Origin of the sequence: Mycobacterium saskatchewanense (assembly GCF_010729105.1) — a bacterium.
Lineage (GTDB): Bacteria > Actinomycetota > Actinomycetes > Mycobacteriales > Mycobacteriaceae > Mycobacterium > Mycobacterium saskatchewanense.
On the sequence record NZ_AP022573.1, the window covers coordinates 3,696,605 to 3,715,248 of the forward strand.

The window sequence follows — 18,644 nt, forward strand, 5'->3', positions numbered from 1 at the left end:
CGCTCGCGGCGCTGGCCATACCACTACTGCTGCTGGCGATCTGGCAGTTCGTCACCGCGAGGGGGATGTTCTCCGCCAGCCAGTTGCCGCCCCCGCGAGACGTGGTCTCCGCCCTGGTCGAGCTGCTCCGGCACGGACAGCTGTGGACACACCTCGAGGCGAGCCTGTCCCGGGTGTTGGCCGGCTACCTGGTAGGCGCGCTCGCGGCGCTCGCCCTCGGTTCGCTGGTCGGGCTGTCGATCGTCGCGCGCAGGCTGCTGGCACCGACCGTGGCGGCCATCCGCACCGTGCCCTCACTGGCGTGGGTTCCGTTGTTGCTGTTGTGGTTCGGCATCGACGAGACACCGAAAGTGGTGCTGGTGGCGATCGGCGCGTTCTTTCCGATCTACACGACGACGGCGTCGGCGCTGGCGCACGTCGACACCCAGCTGCTGGAGGTTGGCCGGGCCTACGGCCGGCACGGCACCTCGTTGTTGGCGACGGTGATGCTGCCCGCCGCCGCTCCGCAGCTGGTGAACGGGCTCAGGTTGGGCCTGGCGAACGCGTGGCTTTTCCTCGTCGCGGCCGAGTTGATCGCATCGTCAAAAGGGTTGGGATTTCTGCTGATCGACAGCCAGAACACCGGCCGCACCGATGTGATGCTACTGGCGATCGTGCTGCTCGCCGCGTTGGGGAAGCTCAGCGATGCCGCCCTGGGTGTCGTCGAGCGGCGGATGATGCGGCGACGGCTCTAGCGGTCGCCCCGCTATTGTGAGATCGGGACCGCATCGTCCGTCGTGCTGTGGCGCCGGCCCACGTGAGCTTCCGAACGCATCCTTTCCACCATGTGCGGATAGTGCAGCTCGAAAGCCGGCCGCTCCGAACGGATCCGGGGCAGCTCGGTGAAGTTGTGCCGCGGCGGCGGGCAGCTGGTCGCCCACTCCAGCGAGTTGCCGTGGCCCCATGGGTCGTCCACCAACACCGGTTCGCCGTAGCGCCAGCTCTTGAACACGTTCCAGACGAACGGCAGTACCGAGGCACCCAGGATGAATGCCCCGACCGTGGACACGAAGTTCAGGGTCTGGAAGCCGTCGGTGGGCAGGTAGTCGGCGTAGCGGCGCGGCATCCCCGAATTGCCCAGCCAGTGCTGCACGAGGAACGTGGTGTGGAAGCCGATGAAGGTCAGCCAGAAGTGCAGCTTGCCCAGTCGTTCGTCGAGCAGGCGTCCCGTCATCTTCGGGAACCAGAAGTAAATGCCCGCGTAGGTGGCGAACACGATGGTGCCGAACAGCGTGTAGTGGAAGTGCGCCACCACGAAATAGGTGTCGGTGATGTGGAAGTCGAGCGGCGGGCTGGCCAGCAGCACGCCCGTCAGGCCGCCGAGCACGAAGGTGATCATGAACCCGAGCGAAAACAGCATCGGCGCCTGAAAGGTCAACTGCCCCTTCCACATCGTGCCGATCCAGTTGAAGAACTTGATGCCGGTCGGGACGGCGATGAGGAACGTCATGAACGAGAAGAACGGCAGCAGCACGGCGCCGGTCGCGTACATGTGGTGGGCCCATACCGCCACCGAGAGAGCGGCGATGGACAGCGTCGCGTACACCAGGGTGGAGTAGCCGAAGATCGGCTTGCGGGAGAACACCGGGATGATCTCGGACACGATGCCGAAGAAGGGCAACGCGATGACGTACACCTCGGGGTGACCGAAGAACCAGAACAAATGCTGGAACAGGATCACCCCGCCGTTGGCGGGGTCGTAGATGTGCGCGCCGAGGCGGCGGTCGGCCGCCAGCCCGAACAGGGCGGCGGTGAGCAGCGGAAAGACAATCAGCACAAGGACGCTGGTGACCAGGATGTTCCAAGTGAAGATGGGCATCCGGAACATCGTCATGCCGGGCGCGCGCAGGCACACCACGGTGGTGATCATGTTGACCGCGCCCAGGATGGTGCCCAGGCCACCGACGCCCACGCCGAGGATCCACAAGTCGCCCCCGGCGCCGGGGCTGTGGGCCGCGTCCGACAGCGGCGTGTAGGCCGTCCACCCGAAATCGGCCGCGCCGCCGGGAACGATGAAGCCGCCCAGCGCGATCAGCGCGCCGAAGACGAACAGCCAGAACGACAACGCGTTCAGCCGCGGGAACGCCACGTCCGGCGCGCCGATCTGCAGGGGCAGCACCAGGTTGGCGAACCCGAACACGATCGGGGTGGCATAGAACAGCAGCATGGCCGTGCCGTGCATGGTGAACAGTTGGTTGTACTGCTCGTTGGACAGGAACTGCAGTCCGGGTGCCGCCAGCTCGAGGCGCAGCAGCAGCGCCATCAGGCCGCCGATGAAGAAGAACGTGAAGCACGCGACCATGTACATGATGCCGATCATCTTGTGGTCGGTGGTGGTGATGACCTTATAGATGAGGCTGCCCTTGGGGCCCAGTCGGGCCGGGAACGGCCGGCGGGCCTGTAGAGCAACGGCTGGCGGGGCTTCCGCGGTCATGAACTACCTCCCAAGGACCCGGCTACCGGGTCGGCAACGGCCAAGCGGCCCAAGTATTCCGAGCCCGCACCGCCCCGACCTAGGGCCAAACGTCCCTAATAACCGTTGATCCGGGCCGCCGCGCGGCACTGGGACAGCAAAGCCTTACCTATCGATGCACCCGCATGCCGACCGGCGTGGCTTATCGTGTGGTGGTGTGGCGGGTCAGCAGGCTCCTCGTCGCCCTGGTGGTGACGTCGGCCGCGCTCGGCTTGGTGATGCCGTCGCCTCATGCCGCGTGGCCGGCTGCACCGGTGGTGGTCGGAGCCGCGCCGCTTGGTTGCCTGGAAACCGCACTCACCGACTACGCGAATGGCGGGACCGGGTGGACGGGCGGGGATTCCACCTGGTCGGCGCCCCTGCCCGACGACCGGGAGTTGTTCGCCTTCTCGGACACCTTCCTCGGCCCCATCACGCCGCCCAGCCGCCCGGCCGACGCGGCATTCGTCCATAACTCGTTCGTCGTCCGCGATGCGACGGGGCGCTGGTCCACCGTGACCGGCGGGACGCCCGAGCGGCCGGCGGCACTGATCGCACCTGCCGATCCCGCGCACTGGTTCTGGCTGGGCGCGGCGACGTTTTCCGGTGACGCGCTGCAGGTTCCGCTCACCGAATGGAGGAGCACGGGGCCGGGGCCACTGGACTTCGCCTTCGTGGGCTCGTCGCTGGCTCGATTCGACAACCACGAACTGCGGGCGCCGCCGGCCGTCTCCGAACTTCCGCGGTCACGCGGAATCCAGTGGGGCCAGTGGGTGCAACCCGACGGCGGCTGGACTTATGTCTACGGCGTCGAGTCCGCCGCGACCCACAAGTACCTGCACGTGGCACGCGTGGCGGGAGGCGATCTGCGCCGGCCATTTTCGTACTGGACCGGCCAGGCGTGGTCGGCGGCGGAATCCGACTCGGTGCGGGTCGCCGACCACGTCTCGGCCGAGCTGTCGGTCCACCGGCTGCGCGACGGCGTGTACCTGCTCACGACGATGCTGGGCGGCGAGTTGTTCAGCGATCGGCTGGTCGGCCGTTTCGGCCCGTCGCCTGCCGGGCCGTTCGGGCCGGCGATCGCGCTGTATCGGACGCCCGAGAGCGGTAGTGCTGGACTGTATCGCGACGCGGATGTCTACACCTACAACGCCCACGTCCACCCCGAATACTCGACGTCCACCGACCTGGTGATCTCCTACGACGTCAACAGCCTCGACACCTCTCCGGGCGGTGACGTCTACCGCCGGGTGAGCATCTATCGGCCCCGGTTCGTCGTGGTGACTTTGCGGTGGAATCGCGACGACGGGGCTTCCGCCGAACGCGACGCAGGCGCGGCGAGGCGCGCCTGCGCGTCGCCGCCCGCTCCCAGTCCGAGGTGAATCGGTGACTTTCGGCCCCTTCATCGGCGAATCCCCGGAATGGAACGTCGAGCGGAAGTCGCCGATCGAGCCGCAGGAGACCGGATGGGCACCAGGATCATCGACGAGGCCGCAAGGTTGTGGCCGGCCCGGTGGCCTACACCGATGAGAAGGGGCGGCATCAAGCGCTCACTCACCTGCGGGCCCACGCCCCGGTGTCGTCGGTCGACTATCCGCTGTACGTGATCCTGTTGCTGCTGGGACTGCCTGAGCCGAATTTTCCGCGGATGCTCAAGCGCACCCAGGATGCTCGGTGGCGACGACACGGAAGTCCAGCGGCGGCGGCTCGGCCGAGGACATGCTCGCGGTGCTGCTGGATTTCCTCAGTCATTTCGCCGCGCTCACCGCGTCGCGCCGGGGGCGGCCGACCGACGACCTGGCCTCGGCGATCGCCACGACGTTCGTCGGCGGAGTCAAGCACCTGCCGATTCGTTACACGCTGAGGTAGGGCGGCCTCAGGCCAGGATCAGCTCGCCCGGCAGCTCTTCGCTGACGACTGCGCGAGCGAGCAACTCGCCGAGCAGCGGCCCGAATTTCATCAGGTTGCTGCCGACGAACGCGACGACGCGTCCCCGACGCGCGACCGTCCAGCCGTCGCCTCCGGAATCGAGCCACGGGGCACGGACGGTGACGCAGTCCACCCGATCCACCGGGAACAGGGACGGAAACAGCGCGCGCACCGTCTCGGCGTCCGGCACGTCCTGTCCGAAGGCCCAGCGCCCGGTGCCGCCGAGGGGCAACCCGTAGCCCTCGGGCGCCGACAGGCACGCGGCGCCGACCGCATCGGCGCCCTCGTAGGTGAAGCGGGTGTGCGGGCCGAACTCGATGTCTAGCGGGCCGAACAGCGCCGGCGTCCGGACACCTGCGCAGATCAGCACGCGGTCGGCGGCCAGGACCGTGCCGTCGGCCAGCAACGTCGACCCGTCGTCGGCGACCGACACGGCCTCGCCCCGCTCGATGACCGCCCGCCGGGCCAGGGCGCTCAGCGCGCGGCGGATCCGCAAGCTGCCGCCGAGCGGATCGAAGATGCCGGCCTCCCAGGGGGCGGCGACGAACGGGATGTGCGCCGCGATCCCGGCGCGGTCCAGCCAGGTGAAGGCCGCGCCGGCGTCACGCATTGCGGTCGCGATGTCCTCCATGTCGGCGGGGGCGGTGACGCTGACGAACCCCTCCGGACCCAGCAACCGGCCCACGCCGAGCTCGGCCTCCCAGCGCCGCCAGCCGGCCCGTGCGCGTAGCGCGAGCCGACACAACGCCGGCCGCCGGTGGGCGACGCGGAAGATGCGCGCCAGGCCAACGGACTGCTCGGAAAACGGCTCGCCGCGCTCGAGCACGACGACGCGCTCGCCGCGCCGCGACAACTCATAGGCCGCCGCGAGCCCACAGACCCCGGCCCCGATCACCACAATCACGGAGTGCTCATACCCGGTGGGCTAGAAGTAGAACCCGGCGTACGGCGCGTCGGGGACCGAGAACAGGCGATCGGCCGCGACAAGCGCCGAGGGATCCTCTGTCTGGGTCAGCCCGGCGAGGTGGAGGCCGCGCCACGTCGTCCCGCCCAGCAGCACGGCGGCCAGACCTTCTGGGCCGACCGCGATTTGCGGGCGCCGGTCGGTAATTCGGGCACCGTCCGGCGTGATGGCGAAGGTTGCCGAATTCGCCGGGAGGAGCGGATCGTTCACCGCGACGGTGACTTCGCCGTCACCGGTGTACTGGCGCGCGGCCAGGGCCTGCTGTGCGTCGATGACGCGAAGCCACGTCTCGTCATGGACCGCCGTCACCCGCACCGCCCGCCGGTCGGCGAGCAACCACGGCAGGGGGTCATCGAGCGGCAGCATCCAAAAGGTCACGCGGTCAACGAGGTCCAGCCCGAGCAGGAAGCGCAGCAGGCCCAGGTACGCCGCCGTGGTCGGGGCGAAGAAGTCCTCGACCACGATGGCGCGCTGCTCGCTGACAAACCAAGCGTCGGTGTCGACCGGCCGATAGCGGGCAAATCCCGACTCGGAACCGGCATCGCCGTGCACCACGACATACGCTGGGCCGGAGGAGGATTCCGCGCGCATGCGGGAGCCATTCCACCAGGCCGGCGGGCGGTCGATCGTTGCTGGGCGCGACGGACGGTTGTCGGCGTAGATGCGCGGCAGCACATCCCACGCTTGCGCCGGGTCGAGCAGGCGCACCGGACCGCCCTCGCCGACACCGGGCCGAAGCGCTGCACGCGCCGTCTGGACCTCCACCGTTTGCGTCGAGCTCGCCACGCCGTAACCGAAGCGGCCGTAGATCGTCGCCTCCGATGCCCGCAGCGTCGCCACCGCCTCACCGCGCGCCGCGATGTCGCGCAACTGGTGACAGATCAGCTGGGTGGCGATCCCCCTGCGGGCGAACGTCGGCAACACTCCGATGCGCGTGACCGCCGCGTGGCCCACGATCGCCCCGCCGGGCAGCGTCAACCCGCTCGTCACGGCATCCGCGGTGCCGACGAGCCGTTCGCCCTCGAACGCCCCGACGGTCCGGCCGGTTTCGAACAGCGCGGTGATCCCGCCGGGCGGCAGGTTCGACAACGGCGGGAAACCGATCATGGCGGCGCGAAACACGTTAGCCGCGGCGAGCAATTCGTCGTCGCCGCCCAGCACCCGGATCTCGGAGGTCATGCCCCCATCATGTCCGGTGCGGTCGTCGGGCTCGCGTGCGCCACCCTCAGCGGATGGGCAGCCCCGTCAGCGCCCGGGAGATCACCAGCCGCTGGATTTCGCTGGTTCCCTCGAAGATCGTGAAGATCTTCGCGTCGCGGTGCATCCGCTCCACGGGGTAGTCCCGGGTGTAGCCGTTGCCGCCCAGGATCTGGATGGCCTCGTCCGTGACGTAGACAGCGGTCTCGCTCGCCACGAGCTTGGCCATCGAGCCCTCCGCCGCCTCGAAGTTCACGTTGTTGCGCGCCATCCAGCCGGCCCGCCAGACCAGCAGCCGGGCAGCGTCGATGCGGCTCTTCATGTCCGCCAGCTTGAACGCGACGGCCTGGAACTCGCCGATCTTGCGGCCGAATTGCTCGCGCTGGCAGGCGTATTCGAGGGCGTACTCGTAGGCGGCCCGGGCCACGCCGACGGCCATCGCGCCGACGGTGGGCCGGGTGCGTTCGAACGTCTTCATCGCGGCCTGTCCGCCCGCGGAGGCGCCGGACTTGACCCGGGCGATCCGCGCCTCGAATTTCTCCCGCCCGCCGAGGATCGCGTCCTCGGGGAGGCGGACGTTGTCGAGCACCACTTCCGCGGTGTGGGAGGCCCGGATGCCGTGCTTCTTGAACTTCTGCCCCTGGCTGAATCCCGGTGTCTCCGGAGGGATGACGAAGCTCGCCTGGCCACGCGTGCCGAGTTCGGGATACACGGATGCCACGACGATGTGTACGTTGGCGATGCCGCCGTTGGTCGCCCAGGTCTTCGTGCCGTCGATCGCCCATTCCTTCGACGCCTCGTCGTAACGGGCGCGGGTGCGGATGCCGCCGACGTCAGAACCCGCGTCGGGCTCCGACGAACAAAACGCGCCAAGCTTGGGATCGCCCGGCGTGCCGAACATCTCGGGCAGCCAGCGGCCCAGCTGCTCGGGGGTTCCGTTGCCGGCCAGGGCCGCCGCTGCCAACCCGGTGCCCATGATCGACAGCGCGATGCCGGCGTCCCCCCAGAACATCTCCTCGAACGCGGTCAACATGCCCAGCCCCGTCGGCTCGGCCGCTTGCTGCGCGAAGAAGTCGGGCGAGTAGAGCCCCACTTTCGCGGCCTCCTGGATCACCGGCCACGGGGTCTCTTCTCGTTCGTCCCATTCGGCCGCGGCGGGACGGATGACCTCGGCCGCGAACTGGTGCACCCAGTCGCGCACCTCGACCACGTCGTCGCTGAGTTGCATTGAGAAAGTCACGTTTTCTCCTGAATCACTTGGCGTTTGAAGTCTGGTGTTGCATGAGGACGCTGACCGTCTGGCTGACCCATGCCTCGAAGTAGCGGTCTTCGCCGATGTTGCCGGGCAGGCGGCCGGTAAGTGCCTGGAGCGTCGCCGCGTACGACAGCGAGCCGATCGCGACGGCCGCGGCGGCCGCCGGGTCGGGGATCTGCGTGCGGCCCGAACGATTGGACGCGGCCAGTTCGTCGGCGAACCGTTGATAGGCGTTGTCGGTGATGACCTGCCACGTCTTCTCGTCGAGATCGCCCAGCTCGTCCGGCTCACGCAGCATGACCCTGAGCAGATCCTCGCTCTGCTTGAAGTTGCTCCAGATCAGCCGGCCCGCGGTGCGCACCGCTTGCTCCACGCTGCCCGGCGCGCCGGCGTCGTACTCCTCCCGGGCCGCCACGATGCTGTCGATCCGGTGCGCGACCGCGGCCTCCAGCAGTTCCCGCTTGGAGCCGAAGTGCTTGTAGAGCGCCCCCGATCCGGGGGCCAGGCCGGACGCCCGCTGGATGTCCGCGACTGACGTCGCCGCGTAGCCCTTGTCGGCGAAGAGCTTCAGCGCTTCGGCGAGCAGCCGATCTCGCCCCGAGGTGAGCACGGTGAGAGAGTACTCACTCACCGGCTCGGACGGCAAATTGTGGCGCGCGCGCCGGGGCACTGGCGCCCTTGCTTGGCGGGATTTCTGCCTGCGTACTCAGCCCGAGCCAACGTTGCCGCCCGGTCGCAGACCCGATCCGTCCCACCGCGCCAAATCCCCTGGATCGCGGATAACCAGGGCATACCGTGCCACCAGCTATGATCTTGTTCGTCGGTCCGACATTCGAGTGCGGTAAATGGAGTCCAACATTCGCCCCTTCCGGCATGTGCAGCTGCCGATGCGGGTGCTGTCACTGCGCACCATCGTCATCGTCGGCGCGCTCTCGGTGATGACGCTCGTGGTCCTGCTGGGCACCTGGGTGTGGGTCGGCGTGACGAACGACCAATACAGCCAGCTCGACCGCCGTCTCGACTCGGTCACCAGCCTCGGCGATATCAACACGCTGATCAACAACCCGCAGCGCACCAACGCCGACCGGCCGATGCCCGACGGGAATCTGGTCCGCACCGCCCGCATCGGGGACGTGACGGTGTCGGTGCCCGGCAACATCGTCCTGCCGAAGCTCCCCAACGGCTACGCGAACACCACGATCAACGGGGTGCAATACCGCGTCCGTACCTTCACCGCGGGCGCCGCGTCGATCGCGCTGGCCGCGCCCCTGGCCGAGGCCCAGCACCGGATCAACGAGTTACACCTGCGGGTGTTGTTGATCTGCGGCAGCGTCATCGGCGGCACGGTCATCGTCGGCTGGGTGATCTCGCTGATCATGGTGAACCCGTTCCTGCTGCTGGCGCAGCAGGCTCGCGCCATCAATGCCCAGTCCAGTCCTGACGAGGTTCAGGTCCGCGGGGTGCGGGAGGCCGTCGAGATCGCCGAGGCCGTGGAGGGGATGCTGGCGCGCATCGGCAATGAGCAGCAGCGCACCCGGGCGGCGCTCGAATCGGCGCGCGACTTCGCCGCCGTCGCATCTCACGAGCTGCGCACCCCGCTGACCGCGATGCGGACCAACCTCGAGGTGCTTTCCACCCTGGAGTTGGCGCCCGAGCAGCGCCACGAGGTCATCGGCGACGTGATCCGCACCCAGAGCCGCATCGAGGCGACGCTGACGGCGCTCGAGCGGCTGGCGCAGGGCGAGCTGACGACGGTCGATGACTTCGTCCCGTTCGACATCACCGAATTATTGGACCGCGCCGCGCATGACGCGCTGCGCATCTATCCGGGGGTGCGGGTGTCGCTGGTGCCCTCGCCGACGGTGCTGATGGTGGGCCTGCCCACGGGCCTGCGGCTGGTCATCGACAACGCGATCGCCAACGCCGTCAAGCATGGCAGCGCCACCGAAATCCGGCTTTGCGTAGCCAGTTCCAGCGAGGGTGTGGAAATCGCGATCGACGACGACGGCTCCGGGGTGCCGGAAGCGGAACGCGCCGCTGTGTTCGCGAGGTTCTCCCGCGGGTCCACCGCTTCGCGTTCGGGCTCCGGGTTGGGCCTTGCGCTGGTGGCTCAGCAAGCCGAATTACACGGGGGCACAGCGTCTTTGCATACCAGCCCACTGGGCGGTACCCGACTTCTGCTGCGCCTGGCCGGCGACGGGCGCGGCCCGGCCTAGCGAAATGACCTGTGTCGCGGGCAACTAACTGTCACCCGAAACTCCGCGCGAATCGCAACTCAATGGAAACATTTGGATTCGATATGGTGTCGGCTCCACGAGTTGACCCGCGATCGACGGCCCGCCTACCTTCGAGCGCAGGAGCCAGGTGCTGCCCGCCACGAACTTCGTCAACGGGCTGTGGGGCACGGGCGCACCACGGGGCGTGACCTTGCGACGTCCCCCGTCAAACACGAGGGAGGGGCGATGCGGCGCATCGGCGAATCGGTTGGTCGGACCGCGGCAGGCGCGCCGAAGTACCGAATCGACAACGTGCGCGCCATCATTCGGCACGACCTGCCCCCGTCATTGGTGGTGTTTCTCGTCGCGCTGCCGCTGTCGCTGGGGATCGCGATCGCCTCGGACGCGCCCGTGCTGGCCGGCCTGATCGCCGCGATCGTCGGCGGCATCGTGGCGGGCTGCATCGGGGGGTCACCGCTTCAGGTCAGCGGACCCGCGGCCGGTCTGACCGTCGTGGTCGCCGATCTGGTGACCAAGTTCGGTTGGGGCATCACCTGTTTGATCACCACGATCGCGGGCGCGGTGCAAGTTCTGTTGGGGCTCAGCCGCGTTGCCCGCGCTGCGCTTGCGATCTCGCCTGTCGTGGTACATGCCATGCTGGCCGGCATCGGCCTCACCATTGCGCTGCAGCAGACGCACGTGGTGTTGGGCGGGAAGTCGAAAAGCTCGGCGTGGGACAACGTCATCGGGTTGCCGGGCCAGATCATCGGCGCACACCGCCACGGGGTCGTGCTGGGTGTGGCCGTGATCGCGATCCTGATCGCCTGGCGTTGGGTTCCCGCCCCCGTCGCCCGCGTTCCGGGTCCGCTCGTGGCGATCGTGGCCGTGACGGTGGCGTCGGTGATGTTCCGGTTCGACGTGTCGCGGATCGAACTCGAGGGATCGGTGATCGACGCCCTCCAGCTGCCGACGCTGCCCAGGGGCGGCTGGGGCGCCGCAGCGATGGGAGTCCTCACGGTGGCGCTGATCACCAGCGTGCAGAGTCTGCTGACCGCGGTGTCGATCGACCGGATGCACAGCGGGGCGCGCACCGACTTCGATCGCGAGCTGGTCGGGCAGGGCGTGGCGAACATGGCGTCGGGCGCGTTGGGTGGTCTCCCGATCAGCGGCGTCATCGTGCGCAGCGCGGCGAACGTCAACGCGGGCGCCAGGACCCGCGCCTCGACGATCATGCACGGGGTGTGGATACTGCTCTTCACCATTCCGTTCGTGGGACTTGTCGAGCAGATTCCCACCGCCGCCCTGGCGGGATTGCTGATCGTGGTCGGGATGCAGTTGTTGAAGCCCGCCCATATCGAGACGGCATTGCGCAACGGCGACATCGCGGTCTATGTCGTGACCGCTGTCGGCGTCGTCTTCCTCAATTTGTTGCACGGCGTGATGATCGGGCTCGCGCTCGCGATCGCCCTGACGGGGTGGCGGGTGGTCCGGGCCAAGGTGGAGGCGAAACCGATTGGGGACCAATGGCGCGTCACCGTCGAGGGTGCGTGCACGTTCCTCGCCCTGCCGCGCCTGACCCGTGTCCTCGCGTCCGTCCCGGAGCGTTGCAACGTCACCGTCGAGTTGCTGGTCACCTATCTCGACCACGCGGCCCGTCAGGCCATCGGCGATTGGCAGCGCCAGTACCTGGCCACCGGCGGGACGGTGCGCATCGTGCCGGAGTCCTTCGGCGACGAGGCCGGATCCGGGGCCGATCGGCCCCCGCTGTCGTTGGTGGAGGCGGTACCGGCTACGAAGCGGCGCTGAGTCCCGTCACATGGGGGTGGCCTGCTGGGCAAGGTTCAGCAGGACGTAGGCGATGCAGAACAGGAAGTTCAGCACCACCAGGACGAGGCCGGCGAACATCAACGAGCGGGTGCCGCGCCGCTTGAGGCGCTTGTACCGCGCGCGCCGGGCGTCGCGATTCAGCTGCATCGCGATCAGCGCGAAATTGACGTCCGTCAGTTCGGTGTCGGCGACCGGTGCCCCCGCCAGCATCGCCCGCAGCCGCTCGGGCGCGGTCCGCACGCCCACCCGCTCGAAGCAGTGGCACAGCCGCCGCGCGCGGCGCGGGCCCAGGGCCGGATATCGCATCCGAAGTTGATGCGAGAGCTGCCATCGTTGGTCGCCCCAGGGGTTTGACGGGGTCGTCACAATCGGGATTCTAATTCGCTTCAACCTGATTTCGGGAGTCCCCGGCGAGATTATCTCCGGTCATCCGCTGGGATTCGGGCAGGTCCAGGTAGCGCTCGAGGTTGCGGTGCGTGTTGATCACGCGCCGCTCCTCGCCGGAGAGCACCAGGTGCGTGAAGCCGGGCTGGTGCATGCCGCGTTGCAGGCCCGCGAGGATGCGGATGTCCTGGGTCAGCACCAGGCCCGGTTCGGCTTCGCCGGCGGTGGTGCGGACGTCGGTCGGCTTGTCAAGATCATTTCGGGGCGCCCCCGGGGGCATCCGCGTCATCACGAACATGACCAGCTCACCATGGTCCGGGTCCGGACCCGGCCGCGAGCACATGATCGTCAAGTGGTCGGCATTGGTCAGCAACGTCATGTTTGGGAACACGTTGTACTGGTGCAGCCGGGTCATCCGGTCGGTGTCTGCCCAGTCGAGGCTCACGCCGCGCGCCGCCGCGAATGCCCGCGTGCGCGCGGCGATCAGGTCGGCGACCGTCTGGCCCGGGCGGCGCTCGTCGGCGGGGAACGGCGTGCCCTCGGCCGCCCCCATCAGCGCACCCTGGGTCTCGACGTAGGCGTCCCAGACCTCCTCGTCGGTGAGCGCGCCGGCGAAGCGCGGGCTCGGCACCCCGTAGGGCTGGTCCGACTTGCCGGTGTGACCCCAGATCCGCTGCGGCGCGTGCACGTCGTCGACGCAGCGCAGCAACTCGGGATGCAGCGTCTGGATGTGGTAGGTCTCGCTGAAGCCGTCGGCGATCGTCTTCCAGTTGGCGTCGACCTCGACGGTCAGCGTCGCGCAGCAGCGGAAGTCTGCCAGGTTGCACCAGGCGATGTCGTCCGGCACCGCCTCCAGGTATTCGGCCAGCGGCATCGCCGCGATGTCCAGATTGACGAAGACGAGCCCCTCCCAGGTGTCCACCCGGGCGGGCACCAGCGGGAAGTCGGCCAGCCGCAACGCGCCGAACCCCTTCCGGCCAGGCACCCGGACCAGCGTGCCGGCCAGGTCCCAGGTCCACCCGTGATAGCCGCATTTGATCTCGCGCAACCCCGTGCCCGAACCCACACACAGCGAGTTGCCCCGATGGCGGCAGGCGTTCTGAAAGGCGCGCAACACGCCGTCGTCACCGTGGACGATCAGAACACCGTAAGGGCCGCAACGGTATTCGAAGTAGTCCCCCGGTTCGGCGACGTGGTCCACCATGCACGCGAGTTGCCACACCCGCGGCCACATCCGTTCGATCTCGAGCGCGGCAAACGCCGGGGAGTAGTAGCGTTCGGCCGGCACCAGGGCCGGGCTCTCCGGCGGGGTGCCGATCGCATCCTCGTCGCGGATGCGGGCCGGGTTGCCGGCGGCCACGGTGCGGCCCGAACCTTAACGCGCCCCGCGCACCAGCCGGCCCGGGCGCGCCCCGGTGTCGACGTCGTCGCGCCGGGTGACGGTCCCGCTGACGACCGTCGCCTTGTAACCGCTTGCCCCCTGCAGGATGCGGTTGCCACCGGCCGGCAGGTCGAAGGCCATCGCCGCGGGATGCAACGTCAGGGCGTCCACGTCGATGACGTTGAGGTCGGCCTTCTTGCCCGGCTCGATCGTGCCGCGGTCGGTGAGGCCGAACAGGTGCGCCGTGTCGCGGGACTGCTTGCGGATGACGTACTCCAGCGACAGCTTCTCGCCCCGGCGCCGGTCCCGCGCCCAGTGCGTCAGCAGGAACGTGGGATACGAAGCGTCGCAAATCATCCCGCAGTGGGCGCCGCCGTCGGAAAGCCCGAGCACGCCGGCGGGGTGCAGCAGCATCTCCCGGATCGCGTCGCAGTTGCCGTCCGCGTAGTTGAACAGCGGCAGCATCAGCATCGAGGTCGCGTTCGACTCGAGCATCAGGTCGTAGAGGGTCGACAGCGGGTTCTCGCCGCGGGCCTTGGCGATGGCCGCGACCGTGCGGTCGGGGCTGGGCTCGTAATCGGGCGGATCGCCGAGGGCGTAGAGCCGGTGCAGGGAGTGCTGCACCAGGGCGAACATGCCGTCGAACAACAGGGTTGGGTCCGCGGGCAGGTCGTCCTCGGACAGGATCGCCGCCTTGACCGCGGGGTCGGCCAGGCGTTGCGCGAGCTCCTCTCGGCCGCATTCCGCCTTCAGCCGGCGGTAGGTGGGCCGGTGGCTGAAGCCGTGGTGGCCCTGGAATCCGATCATCATGCCGAACGGGCGCGCCGCGACCTGTGGGTACAGTCGCGCCCCCGCCGCGTGCGCGTCCGCGGACAGGTCCAGCATCTCGCGCCACAACTTCGGGTCCGCGTCGACCTGGATCAGGGCGAAGGACACCGGCCGGTCGATCTCGGCGCTCAGCCGCCGCATCCAGTCCAGTTCCTTCTTGGGGGCGACGATGTCCTCGCCCGCGGATCCCTGCGGGGCCAGCTCGAAGACCGCCTGACCGCCGGCGGCCATCGCCCGGCCGAGGCCGAACAGCTCGTCCTCGGCCGCGAACGTGCCGGGCACGGGCTCGCCGTCCATGGCGCGGTGGCCCATGGTCCGTGACGTCGAAAACCCGAGCGCCCCGGCCTCGATCGCCTCCCGGACCAGCCGGCCCATCGCCTCGATGTCGTCGGGGGTGGCCGGCTCGTTGCGGGCCCCGCGCTCACCCATCGCGTAGGCGCGGATGGCGCCGTGGGCGACCTGGCTGCCGACATCCACCGCGAACTTGTGCTTGCCGATCGCGTCGAGGTACTCGGGGTAGGTCTCCCAGCCCCACGTGATGCCCTCGGTGAGCGCCGTGCCGGGGATGTCCTCGACGCCCTCCATCAGCTCGATCAGCCACTGCTCGGTGCCGGGTCGAACCGGGGCAAAGCCGACGCCACAGTTGCCGGTCACGATCGTCGTGACGCCATGACCACTCGACGGTTCGAGCAGACTGTCCCAGCTCACCTGGCCGTCGTAGTGGGTGTGGATGTCGACGAAGCCGGGGGCTACGACGCGGCCGGTGGCATCGATGGACTCGGCGGCCTCCCCGGCCATCGCGGGGTCACCGGCCCCGCGGCGGACGACGTCGACGATCTTGCCGTCCTTGATGCCGACGTCGGCGAGATAGCGCTCGGCGCCCGTGCCGTCGACGACGGTGCCACCGGTGATCTTCAGGTCGTACATGGGACCTCTTCCTCGTTGACCAGTTCCTCGTTGACCAGGTCCACCGGGCGCTTGCCGACACGAGAAGGACGGCGAATCGGTGCCGGACGACTATTACGCTACGCAAAGTAGCGTAACTGCAGACGATATTCCCGGCGCTTGGCCGAGTCAATGGCTTCAGTGACTCGGCCCAATCGGCAACGCCGGCGCGACGTTCCGCCCGTCAGGCGTCCCGGCCTCGGCGGACCAGGCCTGTCCAGATGAGGGTGACGTGGGTTCCGTGCGGGGTGCGGTCGATGGTCAGTTCGTCGGCCAGCGCCTCCATCAACGGAATGCCCCGGCCCCGGAACTCTTGCTGGCTGCCCGCCGGTTGCGGAACCTTGGTACGCCAGCGGCCGTGATCGTCGACGGCCACGGCGAGCGTGTCGGAACTGGCGTCGTAGGCCGCCTTGACGTCCAGCGTCCCGCGCTGGACGGCGTCGACGTAGGCGAACTCCGCGGCATTGGCGATGGCTTCGTTCACCGCCAGCAGTACGTCGTTGAACCGTTCGGGACCGAGTGAGAAACGGCTGGCGAGCCAGTTGGCGAACCCGGCTCGGGCCTGAGCGGCGCTCTGCGCATCGGCGGAAATGCGCGTTCGCACGAAGCGTGATCGGTCGTCGGCGTCAGGCACATTGTGCGGCTGACTATCGGAACGTCCCATCGGACCCAGCTGCGTACCCACCACTCTCGACGCTCACCGATCGGCGAGATCGCCCATCGCTTCGTCGAGCGTGCTGTAGAGGGCGAGCACGCTGTCGATACCCATGAGTTTGATGGGTCTGCTGGTGGCGGCCCCGTGCGCCACCACCGCGAACCGGGTGGGCGGCACGACCTCGGCCTGCGCGGTGACCAGCACCGTCATCCCGGCCGAGGCGAGGAAGTCGACCTTCGACAGGTCGACGATCAATGCCGCCGGGCGGGCCGCCAGCGCGGTCTGGATCGCCTCGGACAGCTGCGGCGCGCTGAGCATGTCCACTTCACCCGAAACGGTGAGCACCACCGCTTCGTCTATTTGTTGTTTCCCCACCTGGAAAGGCGTCGGGCCAACCGAATCCCCGAATTGCTCGACCATGCTGTTCTCACATTCGTCCCCCGTGGGACACCGCTCGCTATCAGAAGCTACCCCGCTGATCAGGGGCTGTTGATTCAACCCCCGCGGAATCCACTTTCCTGTGGAACGAAACGCCCCTGATTCCGCTCAGTGCTGCGCAGCCGCACGCGTGCAACCGATTGTAGGGCACGTGGGTCGACACGCTGGCGACGCTGCGCTGGTGCGCCTGACGACGCATTCGGAACCGTCGGGGCAAAGCCGCTCCGGGTCCGCGTCTCGGGTCGCGGATTTCACACTCGGTATGTGTCGTCGAACGAAATGGCGCTTCGCGACGTGATCGGAGCGTGTGCGGTGTGACCGCAGAGTTGCGCATCGCGTCAGCCTATGAGTCATTGATCCCAGCGGGAAGGTGCCCGCAGGACCGCGGAGAGGACGGCCGGCATGGAGCCGAGTGATCAGCCCGACGAGCACGAAGCCGAACCGAGTAAGCCCCGGCAGCCGCTTTTCGCCGCGCTCACCCGGCGGCGCGCCCTGCTGGGAATGACCGCGGTGGCCGGTTTCGCCGCGGTCGATGTGGGTGCCTTCGCCTACGCCGGCGGCTGGCTGCGGCCCGACACGCTGACGCCGGCGCACTTCGCCGACCGCTTCGAGAAGGTCTATGGGCGCCACGACGGCTTCCGGCGCAATCACGCCAAGGGATTGAGCGCCACCGGAACCTTCGCCAGCACGGGGGCGGGCGCCGCCCTCTGCCGCGCCGCCGTCTTCCAGCCGGGCACCATCCCGCTGGTGGGTCGGTTCTCGCTGGGCGGCGGCCTGCCCGACCAGCCGGACAAGCCGGACACCGTCCGCGGCCTGGGGCTGTTGTTCCAGGCGAAGGGGCAGCAATGGCGGACGGCGATGATCAATCTCCCGGTCTTCACCGACAGCACCCCCCAGGGGTTCTACGACAGGTTGCTCGCATCCAAGCCGGTGCCCTCCACGGGCAAGCCGGACCCGCAGCGGATGGCGGCATTCCTCGACCGCCATCCCGAGACCGTCGCGGCGATGAAGCTCATCAAGCAGGCGCCGCCCGCCGCAGGGTTCGCCGACAGCGCGTTCCATGGGCTGAACGCCTTCTGGTTCACCAACAGCGCCGGTGCCCGAGTTCCCGTGCGGTGGTCGGTCGTCCCACAGCAACGGCCCCAGGGCACCCCTCACCCCGAGGCGCCACCGTCCGGCAAGGACTACCTGTTCGACGACCTCATCCGCGCGGTTGCGCAGGGTCCGTTGACATGGCGGCTCCTGCTGACCGTCGGTGAGCCGGGCGACCCGACCGACGACGCCACCAAGCCCTGGCCGCCGTCGCGCCGGTCCGTCGACGCGGGCGCCATCACGATCAGCGCGGTGCAGACCGAGCAGGGCGGCAACGCGCGCGACATCAACTTCGACCCGCTGGTGCTGCCCGACGGCATCGCCGCCTCCGACGATCCGCTGCTGACGGCCAGGTCGGCCGTGTACGCCCGCTCGTTCACCCGTCGCGCCGAGGAGCCCAAGTCGCCCAGCGAGGTTCAGGTCAGCGAGGTGCTCAAGTGACCGCGAAACCCGCGACGGCGCCGACCCGGTTCGCCCTTCCGTCCCGGATATTGCACTGGCTGATGGCGCCGATGGTGATCGGACAGCTCCTCATCGGCCTGGCCATGATCGCCTCGCTGGCCTTATATCCGCTGCTACTGGCTGTCCACCGGCCGCTGGGGATCCTCATCCTCGTCTTCGCTGTGGTGCGCCTGGCCAACCGGCTGACCCACCGCCTCCCCCCGTTCCTGGCCACGATGAGCACGGCAGAACGCCGCATTGCCACCTGGTCGGAGTACCTGCTCTACGCCTTGCTGCTCGCCCAGCCCCTCGTCGGGTGGGCGATGCTCTCGGCGGCGCGGTTCCCGATCACGATGGTCGGCACACTCCGGCTACCGGGCATCACGCCCCACAATCTCGACGTGTACGCCGTGCTCCGGGAGGTGCACGGCGTGCTCGCTCTCCTTCTGTTCCTGGCATTCACCGCCCACGTCTGCGCGGTGGTCTTCCATACGGTGGGGCTTCGCGACCGACTGCTCGATCGTATGGCGCTCTGGCCCACCAAATCGGAGGCGCCGACAGACGGAATATGATCGGCACGATTCAAGCTCGAGGGGACCAC

At 68.5% G+C, this 18,644-nt stretch carries 16 protein-coding genes and 1 pseudogene; 7 read left to right on the forward strand and 10 right to left on the reverse strand.

Annotated elements, in window-relative coordinates:
- The first annotated feature begins 65 nt into the window (after window positions 1-65).
- Window positions 66-734 (forward strand): ABC transporter permease, encoded by a 669-nt coding sequence (locus G6N56_RS17455; protein WP_085256504.1) that lies wholly within the window; start codon window positions 66-68, stop codon window positions 732-734.
- 11 nt (window positions 735-745) lie between these two features.
- On the opposite strand, the gene ctaD is transcribed toward G6N56_RS17455, so the two are convergent.
- On the reverse strand, window positions 746-2,473 hold the full coding sequence (ctaD, locus tag G6N56_RS17460) for an aa3-type cytochrome oxidase subunit I (protein WP_085256503.1): 1,728 nt from the start codon (window positions 2,471-2,473) through the stop codon (window positions 746-748).
- Between the two features lie 176 nt (window positions 2,474-2,649).
- On the opposite strand from ctaD, the gene G6N56_RS17465 reads away from it, so the two are divergent.
- Together G6N56_RS17465 and G6N56_RS17470 are read left to right on the forward strand one after the other, a co-directional pair.
- Window positions 2,650-3,873, forward strand: coding sequence for a DUF5005 domain-containing protein (locus tag G6N56_RS17465; RefSeq protein WP_163645138.1), 1,224 nt, complete (start codon window positions 2,650-2,652; stop codon window positions 3,871-3,873).
- Between the two features lie 200 nt (window positions 3,874-4,073).
- Window positions 4,074-4,324 (forward strand): annotated as a pseudogene (locus tag G6N56_RS17470) (cytochrome P450); the annotation flags it as partial.
- A gap of 43 nt (window positions 4,325-4,367) precedes the next feature.
- Here the strand turns inward: G6N56_RS17470 and G6N56_RS17475 are convergent.
- From G6N56_RS17475 to G6N56_RS17490, 4 genes are read right to left on the reverse strand one after another with little or no spacing between them, the layout of a single operon-like run.
- Entirely contained in the window at window positions 4,368-5,324 is a 957-nt protein-coding gene (locus G6N56_RS17475) for an NAD(P)/FAD-dependent oxidoreductase (RefSeq protein ID WP_085256501.1), read from the reverse strand.
- A gap of 21 nt (window positions 5,325-5,345) precedes the next feature.
- The gene (locus G6N56_RS17480; protein ID WP_085256500.1) at window positions 5,346-6,563 is read right to left on the reverse strand and encodes a GNAT family N-acetyltransferase; all 1,218 of its coding nucleotides are present in this window, start codon (window positions 6,561-6,563) and stop codon (window positions 5,346-5,348) included.
- A 46-nt stretch (window positions 6,564-6,609) separates the two neighbouring features.
- Window positions 6,610-7,821 (reverse strand): acyl-CoA dehydrogenase family protein, encoded by a 1,212-nt coding sequence (locus G6N56_RS17485; protein WP_085256499.1) that lies wholly within the window; start codon window positions 7,819-7,821, stop codon window positions 6,610-6,612.
- Between the two features lie 13 nt (window positions 7,822-7,834).
- Window positions 7,835-8,446 (reverse strand): TetR/AcrR family transcriptional regulator, encoded by a 612-nt coding sequence (locus tag G6N56_RS17490; RefSeq protein ID WP_085256498.1) that lies wholly within the window; start codon window positions 8,444-8,446, stop codon window positions 7,835-7,837.
- A 277-nt stretch (window positions 8,447-8,723) separates the two neighbouring features.
- On the opposite strand from G6N56_RS17490, the gene G6N56_RS17495 reads away from it, so the two are divergent.
- Both G6N56_RS17495 and G6N56_RS17500 read left to right on the forward strand, forming a co-directional pair.
- Window positions 8,724-10,052 (forward strand): sensor histidine kinase, encoded by a 1,329-nt coding sequence (locus G6N56_RS17495; protein WP_085256567.1) that lies wholly within the window; start codon window positions 8,724-8,726, stop codon window positions 10,050-10,052.
- A 246-nt stretch (window positions 10,053-10,298) separates the two neighbouring features.
- Window positions 10,299-11,858, forward strand: a complete 1,560-nt coding sequence (locus tag G6N56_RS17500) for a SulP family inorganic anion transporter (RefSeq protein WP_085256497.1) — start codon at window positions 10,299-10,301, stop codon at window positions 11,856-11,858.
- A 6-nt stretch (window positions 11,859-11,864) separates the two neighbouring features.
- Here G6N56_RS17500 and G6N56_RS17505 read toward each other — a convergent pair whose 3' ends face one another.
- From G6N56_RS17505 to G6N56_RS17525, 5 genes are all read right to left on the reverse strand, one after another.
- Complete coding sequence (locus G6N56_RS17505; protein WP_232069085.1) at window positions 11,865-12,245, reverse strand: hypothetical protein; 381 nt, start codon at window positions 12,243-12,245, stop codon at window positions 11,865-11,867.
- A 10-nt stretch (window positions 12,246-12,255) separates the two neighbouring features.
- Window positions 12,256-13,623 (reverse strand): aromatic ring-hydroxylating oxygenase subunit alpha, encoded by a 1,368-nt coding sequence (locus G6N56_RS17510; RefSeq protein ID WP_085256496.1) that lies wholly within the window; start codon window positions 13,621-13,623, stop codon window positions 12,256-12,258.
- A gap of 15 nt (window positions 13,624-13,638) precedes the next feature.
- A complete protein-coding gene (locus G6N56_RS17515) occupies window positions 13,639-15,399 on the reverse strand; it encodes an N-acyl-D-amino-acid deacylase family protein (protein ID WP_085256495.1) in 1,761 nt (586 codons plus the stop codon).
- Between the two features lie 202 nt (window positions 15,400-15,601).
- A complete protein-coding gene (locus G6N56_RS17520; RefSeq protein WP_142280662.1) occupies window positions 15,602-16,081 on the reverse strand; it encodes an ATP-binding protein in 480 nt (159 codons plus the stop codon).
- A gap of 33 nt (window positions 16,082-16,114) precedes the next feature.
- The gene (locus tag G6N56_RS17525) at window positions 16,115-16,492 is read right to left on the reverse strand and encodes an STAS domain-containing protein (protein WP_085256493.1); all 378 of its coding nucleotides are present in this window, start codon (window positions 16,490-16,492) and stop codon (window positions 16,115-16,117) included.
- Window positions 16,493-16,912: 420 nt separating this feature from the next.
- Here G6N56_RS17525 and G6N56_RS17530 point away from each other — a divergent pair, with 420 nt between their 5' ends.
- Window positions 16,913-18,043: a catalase family peroxidase gene (locus G6N56_RS17530; RefSeq protein ID WP_324616575.1), complete on the forward strand. Its 1,131-nt coding sequence runs from the start codon at window positions 16,913-16,915 to the stop codon at window positions 18,041-18,043.
- The gene (locus G6N56_RS17535; protein ID WP_085256492.1) at window positions 18,040-18,615 is read left to right on the forward strand and encodes a cytochrome b; all 576 of its coding nucleotides are present in this window, start codon (window positions 18,040-18,042) and stop codon (window positions 18,613-18,615) included. The genes G6N56_RS17530 and G6N56_RS17535 overlap by 4 nt, the downstream gene beginning before the upstream one ends.
- Window positions 18,616-18,644 lie beyond the last annotated feature (29 nt).

Coding starts and splice junctions, on each gene's coding strand:
- G6N56_RS17515 (WP_085256495.1), bottom strand. CDS start 15,399: ATGTACGACCTGAAGATCACCGGTGGCACCGTCGTCGACGGCACGGGC.
- G6N56_RS17480 (WP_085256500.1), bottom strand. CDS start 6,563: ATGACCTCCGAGATCCGGGTGCTGGGCGGCGACGACGAATTGCTCGCC.
- G6N56_RS17525 (WP_085256493.1), bottom strand. CDS start 16,492: ATGGTCGAGCAATTCGGGGATTCGGTTGGCCCGACGCCTTTCCAGGTG.
- G6N56_RS17520 (WP_142280662.1), bottom strand. CDS start 16,081: ATGGGACGTTCCGATAGTCAGCCGCACAATGTGCCTGACGCCGACGAC.
- G6N56_RS17455 (WP_085256504.1), top strand. CDS start 66: ATGTTCTCCGCCAGCCAGTTGCCGCCCCCGCGAGACGTGGTCTCCGCC.
- G6N56_RS17530 (WP_324616575.1), top strand. CDS start 16,913: ATGGAGCCGAGTGATCAGCCCGACGAGCACGAAGCCGAACCGAGTAAG.
- G6N56_RS17500 (WP_085256497.1), top strand. CDS start 10,299: ATGCGGCGCATCGGCGAATCGGTTGGTCGGACCGCGGCAGGCGCGCCG.
- G6N56_RS17495 (WP_085256567.1), top strand. CDS start 8,724: ATGCGGGTGCTGTCACTGCGCACCATCGTCATCGTCGGCGCGCTCTCG.
- ctaD (WP_085256503.1), bottom strand. CDS start 2,473: ATGACCGCGGAAGCCCCGCCAGCCGTTGCTCTACAGGCCCGCCGGCCG.